This window comes from Aquitalea sp. S1-19, from assembly GCF_024343515.1.
On sequence record NZ_RJTZ01000126.1, the window covers coordinates 1 to 8518 of the forward strand.

An 8518-nucleotide genomic window follows, 5' to 3' on the forward strand; every position below is an offset into this window, starting at 1 on the left:
ATCGCCGAAAAATTCGAGCCAGGCGGAGACGACGCGCTCCTTGCGCAGGAATTCGGTCAGTGCCAGCACGATGTCGGTGGCGGTGATGCCGCTTTGACGCTTGCCGGTGAGCTTGACGCCGACGATGTCGGGCAGGCGCATCATCGAGGCGCGGCCCAGCATCACGGTTTCGGCCTCGAGGCCGCCGACGCCGATGGCGATCACGCCCAATGCGTCCACATGCGGCGTGTGGCTGTCGGTGCCGACGCAGCTGTCCGGGAAGGCGACGCCGTCACGTGCCTGAATCACCGGCGACATTTTTTCCAGATTGATCTGGTGCATGATGCCGTTGCCGGCCGGGATTACATCCACGTTCTTGAATGCGGTACGGGTCCAGTCGATGAAATGGAAGCGGTCCTCGTTGCGGCGGTCTTCGATGGCGCGGTTCTTGGCGAAGGCGTCCGGGTCGAAGCCACCGCATTCGACGGCGAGCGAGTGGTCGACGATGAGCTGGGTCGGTACCACCGGATTGACTTGTGACGGGTCGCCGCCTTGATCGGCAATGGCGTCGCGCAGGCCGGCCAGATCCACCAGCGCAGTCTGGCCCAGAATGTCGTGGCAGACCACGCGCGCCGGGAACCAAGGAAAGTCGAGGTCGCGCTTGCGCTCGATCAGTTGCTTGAGGGCGTCGGTCAGTGTGGCAGGGTCGCAGCGGCGCACCAGGTTTTCGGCCAGCACGCGCGCGGTATAAGGCAGTTTGGCGTAGGCACCCGGCGCGATCGCATCAACTGCGGCGCGGGTGTCGAAATAGTCGAGGCCGGTGCCGGGCAAGGGTTTGCGGTAGTGAGTATTCATGGTGTCGGTCATCACGATAGGGTAGGCATGCATGCGGCAAGGGGGAGCCGGCGCCAGGCGCACGGCTCCCCCGCTTAATTCAGGCGCTTAGCGTTGTTCGATCGGCATGAAGGCCTGATCTTCCGGGCCGACATAATTGGCGCTCGGACGGATGATCTTGCCGTCGATGCGCTGCTCGATCACATGCGCGCTCCAGCCGCTGGTGCGGGCGATCACGAACAGCGGAGTGAACATCGCGGTCGGCACGCCCATCATGTGGTAGGACACGGCGGAGAACCAGTCGAGGTTGGGGAACATGTTCTTGATGTCCCACATCACGGATTCCAGACGCGCGGCGATGTCGAACATCTTGCTGTCGCCGGCGGCGGCCGACAGCTCGCGCGCGACTTCCTTGATCACCTTGTTGCGCGGATCGGAAATGGTGTACACCGGATGGCCGAAGCCGATCACCACTTCTTTTTTCTCTACCCGTGCCTTGATGTCATTTTCCGCTTCATCCGGCGTGTCGTAGCGCTTCTGGATATCGAATGCCACCTCGTTGGCGCCGCCATGCTTGGGGCCGCGCAGCGCCTTGAGTTTGGCCTTGTAGCCGGCAAGTTCAGCCACATTGGGCAGCTTGCCATGAACCAGCAGGTAGGCGACTTCTTCGAATTCGCAACGGTCGGCGATGTCGAGAATGTCGTAGCCGCGATAGCTCAAATCATTGCCGGTACGGCCAACGGTGCACAGTGCGGTATTGCCGGCGGCTACGCCGGACAGGGCGACGGATTTTTTCGGCTTGCCGATGACGACTTCAGTCATGTGATTCTCCTTTGCAGATAGCGGGGCGGACGCGGATTATTTGTTTTTTTCCTGTTGAAACAGGGCGTCCAGTTTTTGTTCGTAGTCGTGGTAGCCGAGGTGATCGTACAGGTCCATACGGGTCTGCATGGTGTCGACCACATTGGCCTGGGTGCCGTCGCGGCGCAGTGCCTCGTAGACATTCAGCGCGGCTTTGGAGGCGGCGCGGAAGGTCGACAACGGATAGAGCACCAGTGAGACGCCGTTATTGCCCAGTTGTTCGGTGGTATAGAGCGGGGTGGAGCCGAACTCGGTGATGTTGGCCAGTACCGGCACTTTCACCGCTTCGGCAAACTGCTTGTACATGGCAAGATCGGTGATCGCTTCGGGGAAGATCATGTCGGCGCCGGCCTCGACGCAGGCGATGGCGCGCTCGATGGCCGATTCCAGGCCTTCGACTGCCAGTGCGTCGGTGCGCGCCATGATCACCATATCCTGACGGCGGGCATCGACGGCGGCCTTCACGCGGTCAACCATCTCTTCCTTGCTGACGATGGCCTTGTTAGGGCGATGGCCGCAGCGTTTTTGCTGGACCTGGTCTTCAATATGCACGGCGGCGGTACCGGCTTTTTCCAGGTTGCGCACGGCACGGGCGATATTGAATGCGCCGCCCCAGCCGGTATCGATGTCGACCAAGAGTGGCAGTTCGGTGACGTCGGTAATGCGGCGTACATCGATCAGTACGTCTTCCAGGGTGGTGATGCCAAGATCGGGAATGCCGCAGGAGCAGGCGGCGACACCGCCGCCGGACAGATAAATGGCTTTGAAGCCGGAGTGCTCGGCAAGACGGGCAAAATAGGCATTGACCGCGCCGACAACCTGCAGCGGCTTTTCCTGCTCGACGGCAAGACGGAAACGTTGACCCGGGGTATGCATCTGGCGGCTCCTTGATGATGTGTTGGCTGAGTGATTATTCCAAATTCTAGCAAGTGCTTGGTAAGTTCGTAAATGGCGAGGGCATTATTTTTCTTGCACCCAGCTGTTTTTTTGCCGCTTGTTGTGTTTTTGTCTGGTAAACGCACGTTTGGAAGTACGTGCAATGGTCAGAAGCTGGTGCTTGTCGGTTTTGCTTTGCAATGTGCTCTGTTAAGGTGACGGCTTATTACGGTCGAACTTATCCGGAGCAGAGGAGTCATAAGAGATGACTATAAAAATCTGGACAGCAAGCATAGAAAAAATCAGGAGCTGTAAACAAGAATGAGTGATCGGGAACTCGATCAGCAATTGGTGGAACGCGTCCAGCGTGGGGAGAAGCGCGCCTTTGATTTGTTGGTTTCCAAGTATCAAAGACGCCTGGGGCGCTTGTTGTCGCGCTTTATCAAGGACAGCGCGGACATTGAGGATGTGACACAGGAGGCCTTTATCAAGGCCTACCGGGCATTGCCGTCATTTCGGGGTGAGAGCGCTTTTTACACTTGGCTATATCGTATCGGAATCAATACGGCCAAGAACTTTCTCAGTGCCAATGGTCGAAGACCTGTGTTCAAGGCCGGGGTCGAGGATGAAGATGGCGAGGTCGCTGATCTGGGCGATCAGATGCCGGATTACCATACGCCCGAAGCGGACATGATGAACCGCCAGATCGTGGAGACGGTTAACCAGGCGGTGAATGCGTTGCCTGAGGAGTTGCGTACGGCAATTACCCTGCGTGAAATGGATGGTCTCAGCTACGAGGAAATCGCCCAAGTGATGGATTGTCCGATTGGTACGGTCAGGTCGCGTATTTTCCGTGCGCGTGAAGCGATTGCAACGCAGTTGCGCCCCTTGCTGGATACGGCAAAAGACAAGAGGTGGTAGTGATGAAAGAAAATATCTCTGCTTTGATGGACGATGCGCTGGATGATGCAGCGGCACACGCGGCCATCACGGATTTACAGGCGGATAAGGCATTGAAGGATAGCTGGGATACCTATCAGCTGATCGGGGATGCCATGCGCGGGGGCGGGGGTCTTGCGCTGGATGTGCGGCGCGAAGTCAGTGAGCGCCTGCGTGATGAGCCTACTGTTTTGGCGCCGGCCAGACGCTGGCCTTTGCCTTCCCGAAAGCTGCGCCATTATGCATTGGCCGCATCGGTTGCTTGCGCGGCCGTTGTCGGCTGGATGGGCTGGCAGCAGGATGAGTCGGAAATGGTGGTGGCCAAAGCAAGCGAAGCCCAGGTGTTCAGCCCGGCTACAGCGGTAGATGCACCTTATCTGCTGGCGCATCAGGAAATGGCGGGGACAATAGACGGCTCGCAGCGGCGGGTTGCCTATGTGCCAGCGCGTGACAAGGCAGCACATTGATGCAGTTCAGGTTTTGTGTTTTTTTCGGCATGTTGCTGGCACCTCTGGTACAGGCCGGTCCTGATGATGACTGGGCCTTGCTTGGCAAGGCTGCGCAGGTTGCACGCCAGCAAACATTGTCCGGCAGTTACCTGCACCAGATAGGTTCTGCATCCGAGACCTTCCGTATCCAGCGTTCAGTCAGCAAGGGGAAAGTCAGGGAGCGCCGTGTTTCGCTGGATGGCTTGCCGCGCGAGATTATCCGTCATGGCGACGTGCTGATTACGTCCGCTCCGGACGAGCATTCGCTGCTGGCAGCAAAAATAAGCAGTGCCAAGCTGTTTCCGGCCATTCTGCCGGATAATGTGGCCATGCTGGCTGATGGCTATGCCCTAAGCCGCTTGGGCTCGGATAGGGTAGCGTCGCGCGAATGCCAATGGTGGCAGTTGAAATCGCTGGAAGCCGGGCAGCGCTATACACAGCGCGTTTGTCTGGATAAGGCCAGTCAGCTGCCGCTGAAGTGGGTCACGCTGGATGCACAGCAGGATGTGGTCGAGTTGTTCAGCTTTATTGATCTGGATGATCGCGCACCGCGCGCCAAGGTGAGTGTGCAGCCGGTTTATCCCTTAAGCGCAGCATCCTCTGCTTCTGCCGTGAAGGCTGAAGAGGGAGTGGAGTCGCTAGAGATCAAAGGCATTCCGCCGGGTTTTCGGCTGCTGCGTTCTGTCATGCGTAAAATGCCGGGTAATGATGGTGCACCACCGGTTCAGCACCGGGTGTATAGCGATGGTCTGGCCGTGTTTTCTCTGTTTGTCGAGTATGCCAAGGATGCCAAACCGGCGCCTCATCTGACGCATGGGCCTATTTCGGTAGCTACAGACAATGAGGGCGAGTACCGTTTGACCTTGGTGGGGGATCTGCCTGATGCCGGCTTGCAGGCCATTGCCCGTCATCTGCGGCTTGTTAAAAAATCATGATTGAAACCGAAGCACGCGTATTGCGCGTCGAGCCCGGTGCGGCCTGGGTCGAGCCCAAGCCGCATTCGCCATGCGGTCAGTGTGATGCTGAGGGCGGTTGTCGTTCCTTGAGTATCGCGCGCCTGTTTAGCGGGCGTGATCCGGTGTTCCGGGTGCTGGATAGCCTGGGTGTAGGGGCCGGGGACCAGGTGATGGTGGCCGTGCCGGAAAAAAGCCTGAGACAAAGTGTGTTGCTGATGTATGTCTTGCCGCTGTTAGCCTTGTTCGCCGGCGCGCTGCTGGGCGCACTGTTTGGCGAGATGGCGTCGGCGCTTGCCGGTTTGGGTTGCTTGCTGCTGAGCTTGCTGCTGGTGCGCCGCCGGGCGCAACGCCTGTCGGAGGATGGGCGTTTTCAGCCTCATATTGCCAGTAAGCTGGACCCTGACGCCATTGTGGCCGCGCCGGCTCGTACTTGCCGTTCAAAAAACCGGCCCTTGGAGTAAAAATGACGCTGACGCTGATGTTCCGCGATTATTGCAGCCTGTGCCATGCCATGCGTGATGCACTATTGCCCTGGCAGGCGCGCTACGGCTTTGAGCTGGATATTGTCGACGTGGATGCCGACCCGGTGCTGGAAGAAAAGTACAACGAACTGGTGCCCGTGTTGCTGGATGCAAAGGGCGAGATCTGCCACTGGCACTTGGATGAAGCCGCTCTGGCGGAACGTTTGGCTGCACATGCCGGCGAAATCCGCTAGAATCGCGCACTAATTGATACCTGTACGAGGGCGCACTACGTGCCCTCGTCTTTTTGTTGTCTGCGAGCCTGATGAAACACATACGCAATTTTTCTATCATTGCCCATATCGACCACGGCAAATCCACGCTGGCTGACCGTTTTATCCAGTTCTGCGGTGGCTTGGATCTACGCGAAATGAGCGCCCAGGTGCTCGACTCAATGGATATTGAGAAAGAGCGTGGCATTACCATCAAGGCGCAGACTGCAGCCTTGCATTACAAGGCGCGGGATGGCGAGGTCTACAACCTCAACCTGATCGACACACCGGGACACGTCGACTTCAGCTATGAAGTGTCGCGTTCGCTGTCCGCCTGCGAAGGCGCGCTGCTGGTCGTGGACGCTTCGCAAGGTGTAGAAGCCCAGACCGTTGCCAACTGTTATACCGCCATCGACCTGGGGGTCGAGGTGGTGCCGGTGCTGAACAAGATCGATTTGCCGGCTGCCGAGCCAGAGCGCGTCTGTCAGGAAATCGAAGACATCATCGGTATCGAGGCCATCGATGCGGTGCGCGCTTCGGCTAAATCCGGTATCGGTATCGAGGATATCCTCGAAACCCTGATTGCCAAGATTCCGCCGCCGGTCGGCGATGTGGATGCCCCGCTCAAGGCGCTGATTATCGATTCGTGGTTTGATAACTACGTCGGCGTGGTGATGCTGGTGCGTGTCAAGGACGGCGTGATCAAGCCCAAGGACAAGATCAAGTTCATGGCCACCGGTGCCGAGCATCTGTGCGAGCAGGTCGGCGTATTCACGCCTAAAGCCTTGCAGCGCAGCGAGCTTAGGGCCGGCGAGGTGGGCTTTATCATTGCCGGTATCAAGGACATCAAGTCGGCCAAAGTGGGCGATACCATTACCTTGATGAAAACGCCGGCGGCCGAAGCATTGCCGGGCTTTAAGGAAGTCCAGTCGCAGGTGTTTGCCGGTCTGTATCCGGTGGAAAGCCACGACTACGATAATCTGCGCGATGCGCTGGAAAAGCTGCAACTGAACGATGCTTCGCTCAAGTACGAGCCGGAAGTGTCGCAGGCGCTGGGCTTCGGCTTCCGTTGCGGTTTCCTGGGGCTGCTGCATCTGGAAATTGTGCAGGAACGTCTCGAGCGCGAGTTCGATATGGACCTGATCACCACGGCACCTACCGTGGTGTACGAGCTACTGATGAAGGACGGCGAGGTGATCCATGTGGAAAACCCGTCCAAGCTGCCGGATCCTGCCAAGGTGGAAGAAATCCGCGAACCCATCATTACCGCCCATATCCTGCTGCCGCAGGAGTATGTCGGTGCGGTGATGACCTTGTGTAACGGCAAGCGTGGCGTGCAGCGCAATATGCAGTATCTGGGCCGCCAGGTGATGCTGACTTACGATATGCCGATGAATGAAGTGGTGATGGACTTCTTCGACAAGCTCAAGTCCACCAGCCGCGGCTACGCATCGCTTGACTACGACTTCAAGGAATATCAGGCATCCGACCTCGTCAAGCTGGATATTCTGGTCAATAGCGAGAAGGTGGATGCGCTGTCCCTGATCGTGCACCGTCAGAGCGCCCAGTTCCGCGGCCGTGCCGTTGCCGCCAAGATGCGCGAACTGATTCCGCGCCAGATGTTCGATATCGCGGTGCAAGCGGCCATCGGTGCGCACATTATCGCGCGCGAAACCATCAAGGCCTTGCGTAAGAACGTGCTGGCCAAGTGCTATGGCGGCGATATTACCCGTAAGAAAAAGCTGCTGGAAAAGCAGAAAGCCGGTAAGCGCCGCATGAAGCAGGTGGGTAATGTGGAAATTCCGCAGGAAGCCTTCCTCGCCATCTTGCAAGTAGGGGACAAATAAGTGAGCGGGAATCTGTTCTGGGTGTTTGTCGTTGTAGCGGTAGTCGGCATTGCGCTGATCGCGTCGGCCGGCAAGAAAGAGGCGGGCGCCAAAGAGTGGCCGGCTGCCGTGCAGTGGGGCTATATCGCCTTGCTGGTCGGCTGCTTCGGCGTGCTGTCGAGCTGGATGAGCTTTTCAGCCGTGATGCTGGTGATTGTGCTGGTGACCGGCTTTGGCTGGGCGCTGGATAAGTTCTATCTGGCACGCCGCCGAGCGCCGGGCGAAGAGCCCGGCCATATGGTCGACAACGCCAAGGGCTTTTTCCCCATCATTCTGGTGGTATTCCTGCTGCGCTCGTTTATTGCCGAACCGTTCCAGATTCCCAGCAGTTCCATGCGGCCGGGGCTGATTGTTGGCGACTTCATTCTGGTCAATAAATTCACCTACGGCATACGGGTGCCGGTGCTGAACAAGGTGATAGTGCCGGTGCATGAAGTTGCGCGTGGTGATGTGGCGGTGTTCAATTTCCCGCCTAACCCGCGCGTCGATTACATCAAGCGTGTGATCGGGCTGCCGGGGGACACGGTCGAGTACCGCAACAAGAGTCTGACTATCAACGGCAAGGCCGTGCCGGATGTGGCGGATGGTACTTATGACTATCTGGAGCAGGGTCTGGCGATGATACGGAACGACCAGTACATTGAAACCCTGCCATCCACACCTGAGGCCAAGACCTATAAGGTGCTGAAGAGTCCTCAGGCGCCAGTCTATGATCCGGCACAGGTGCGCGACTTCCCGTATCGCGATAATTGCCAGTATGCTGAAGACGGTTTTGTGTGCAAAGTGCCACAGGGCCACTACTTCATGCTGGGCGACAATCGCGACAACAGTCTGGATGGCCGCTACTGGGGCTTTGTTGCCGATGATCTGCTAGTGGGCAAAGCTTTCCTGATCTGGATGAATTTCGGTGATTTTTCGCGCATCGGAATGAAAATAGAGTAACGGTTTCGCCTTTTGACTGCCCGG

The 8518-nt window shown here is 57.9% G+C and carries 10 protein-coding genes; 7 read left to right on the forward strand and 3 right to left on the reverse strand.

The genetic code is table 11. From position 1 onward, the window contains the following. The 3 genes from EGI20_RS15155 to prpB all read right to left on the reverse strand — a co-directional run. On the reverse strand, positions 1–834 hold an 834-nt coding region (locus tag EGI20_RS15155; RefSeq protein ID WP_498632401.1), incomplete at its 3' end, for an aconitase family protein. An 87-nt stretch (positions 835–921) separates the two neighbouring features. Beyond that, a complete protein-coding gene (locus EGI20_RS15160) occupies positions 922–1635 on the reverse strand; it encodes a citrate/2-methylcitrate synthase (protein WP_498630002.1) in 714 nt (237 codons plus the stop codon). Between the two features lie 36 nt (positions 1636–1671). Then, positions 1672–2550, reverse strand: a complete 879-nt coding sequence (prpB, locus tag EGI20_RS15165; RefSeq protein WP_498630000.1) for a methylisocitrate lyase — start codon at positions 2548–2550, stop codon at positions 1672–1674. A gap of 321 nt (positions 2551–2871) precedes the next feature. Here prpB and rpoE point away from each other — a divergent pair, with 321 nt between their 5' ends. The 7 genes from rpoE (at position 2872) to lepB (ending at position 8494) form a co-directional block, all read left to right on the forward strand. After that, on the forward strand, positions 2872–3471 hold the full coding sequence (gene rpoE, locus EGI20_RS15170; RefSeq protein ID WP_124734379.1) for an RNA polymerase sigma factor RpoE: 600 nt from the start codon (positions 2872–2874) through the stop codon (positions 3469–3471). A 2-nt stretch (positions 3472–3473) separates the two neighbouring features. Beyond that, positions 3474–3956, forward strand: a complete 483-nt coding sequence (locus tag EGI20_RS15175) for an RseA family anti-sigma factor (RefSeq protein ID WP_498629998.1) — start codon at positions 3474–3476, stop codon at positions 3954–3956. Next, entirely contained in the window at positions 3956–4912 is a 957-nt protein-coding gene (locus EGI20_RS15180) for a MucB/RseB C-terminal domain-containing protein (protein WP_498629996.1), read from the forward strand. The genes EGI20_RS15175 and EGI20_RS15180 overlap by 1 nt, the downstream gene beginning before the upstream one ends. Next, positions 4909–5394 carry a SoxR reducing system RseC family protein gene (locus tag EGI20_RS15185; protein WP_498629994.1) on the forward strand — a complete coding sequence of 162 codons (486 nt, stop codon included), beginning with the start codon at positions 4909–4911 and terminating at the stop codon, positions 5392–5394. The genes EGI20_RS15180 and EGI20_RS15185 overlap by 4 nt, the downstream gene beginning before the upstream one ends. Positions 5395–5396: 2 nt before the next feature. Continuing rightward, the gene (locus EGI20_RS15190) at positions 5397–5648 is read left to right on the forward strand and encodes a glutaredoxin family protein (protein WP_124734375.1); all 252 of its coding nucleotides are present in this window, start codon (positions 5397–5399) and stop codon (positions 5646–5648) included. A gap of 71 nt (positions 5649–5719) precedes the next feature. Further along, positions 5720–7513, forward strand: coding sequence for a translation elongation factor 4 (gene lepA / locus EGI20_RS15195; RefSeq protein WP_124734374.1), 1794 nt, complete (start codon positions 5720–5722; stop codon positions 7511–7513). After that, positions 7514–8494 carry a signal peptidase I gene (lepB, locus tag EGI20_RS15200; protein WP_498629991.1) on the forward strand — a complete coding sequence of 327 codons (981 nt, stop codon included), beginning with the start codon at positions 7514–7516 and terminating at the stop codon, positions 8492–8494. Positions 8495–8518: the final 24 nt, after the last annotated feature.